Origin of the sequence: Actinoplanes sp. NPDC048791, from assembly GCF_040650095.1 — a bacterium.
Taxonomy (GTDB): Bacteria; Actinomycetota; Actinomycetes; order Mycobacteriales; family Micromonosporaceae; genus Actinoplanes.
The window spans coordinates 1-1756 of the sequence record NZ_JBEZGQ010001399.1; the positions used below are offsets into that span (position 1 = coordinate 1).

A 1756-nucleotide genomic window follows, 5' to 3' on the forward strand; every position below is an offset into this window, starting at 1 on the left:
GCGAGCGCACCCTCCACCCCGGACTCGGCGAAGGCGGCGGAGACGACCACGAGACCACCCGCGCCGGCCGCGGCCGCGTCGGCCACGGCGTCCGCGACCCCTTCCGGCGGTACGGCGATCAGCGCCAGATCAACCTCAGCCCGGGCCTCCACCGCCGATCTGTACGCGGGCAGCCCGGCCACCCGTTCCGCGCTGCGATGCACGGGCACGATCGTTCCGGTGTAACCGCCGTCGCGGATGTGACCGAGGATCGCGGCGCCGATGCCCTGGCCGCTGGCGCTGGCGCCGTACACGGCAACGGCGCGCGGATGCAGCAGCCGCGCGATCGACCGCGACTCGGTGCGCTGCTCGCGGCTCTCCTGCACCTCGCGGGACTTCTCCGTGGGGGCGATCGGGAAGCCCAGGTGCACGACGCCGTCGGCGTACTTGCGCTGGACCTGGTAGCCGAAGTCGCTGAAGACCCGCAGCATGCCGCCGTTCTGCGGGAGGACCTCGGCGACGAAGCGGGTGATGCCGTTCTCCCGGGCCGCGTCGGCCAGGTGCTCCAGCAGCACCGAGCCGATCCCCCGGCCCTGGTGCGCGTCCTCGACGACGAAGGCCACCTCGGCCTCGGGCGACTCCGGGCCCAGCCGCTCGTAGCGGCCGACTGCCATGATCCGCGGGCCGCTGACGATGACGAAGGCCTCGCGGTCGTGGTGGTCGACGTTGACGAAGCGGGCCAGGTCGCGTTCCGGGATGCGTGGATAGGGAGAGAAGTAACGCAGGTAGCGGGTGCGGTCGCTCATCCGGGAGTGGAACTCCACGATGGCCGGTGCGTCCTCGGGGCGGATCGGGCGCAGATGAACGGCGCTGCCGTCGGAGAGCAGCACGTCCGCCTCTCTGGTCACCGCATTCCCCTCTCAGTCCCGGATGTCCTGCGGGTCCAGCCCGTGCAGCGGGAACACCGCCCGCCGGGTCGCCATGATGGCCTTGTCGACCGGGTCCGGCGTGGTGCCCGGCTCCCAGCGTTCGACCGGCGGGGTGGTGCCGTCGGTCAGCGTGACCGGCACGTCCGCACCGGGACGGCGGTCGGCGGCGAGCTTGCGCCAGGCCGGCGGGATGGCCGTGCCCGGATCCAGCGCCTCGCCGGTGGCCACCGCCAGCAGATGGGTCCAGGCTCGCGGTACGACCTCGACCAGGGCGTACCCGCCGCCGCCGGTCGCCACCCAGCGGCCGTCGCAGAGCTCGTCGGCCAGTCCGCGCAGCGCGATGTAGGCGGCGCGCTGGCCGTCGACCGACAACCGCAGGTCGGCCAGCGGGTCGAGCCGGTGGGCGTCGGCGCCGCACTGGGTGACGAGGATCTGCGGCGCGAACGCGCGCAGCACCGACGGCACGACGGCGTGGAAGGCCCGCAACCAGCCCGCATCGCCGGTGCCGGGCGGCAGGGCCAGATTCACCGACATGCCCTCGGCGCCCGGCCCGCCCGATTCCTCCGGATAGCCGGTGGTGAAGGGGAACAGCGCCAGTGGTGTCTCGTGCAGGCTCACGGTGAGGACCCGGGGATCGTCGTAGAAGGCCGCCTGCACCCCGTCGCCGTGGTGCACGTCGACATCCACGTACGCGATGCGCTCCGCACCCAGGTCGAGCAGCCGCGCGATGGCGACCGCCGGGTCGTTGTAGACGCAGAAGCCGGCCGCCCGCGCCGCCATGGCGTGGTGCAGCCCGCCGGAGACGTTGACCGCCCGGGTGGCCGCGCCGCTCCACACCGCCTCGGCCG

At 73.6% G+C, this 1756-nt stretch carries 2 protein-coding genes; both read right to left on the minus strand.

Annotated features, from left to right (window positions below; translation table 11 throughout):
- On the minus strand, positions 1–887 hold an 887-nt coding region (locus AB0C29_RS46745; RefSeq protein ID WP_360834613.1), incomplete at its 3' end, for a GNAT family N-acetyltransferase.
- 12 nt (positions 888–899) lie between these two features.
- Positions 900–1756: acetoin utilization protein AcuC (locus AB0C29_RS46750; protein WP_360834615.1), on the minus strand; the 857-nt coding region annotated here is incomplete at its 5' end.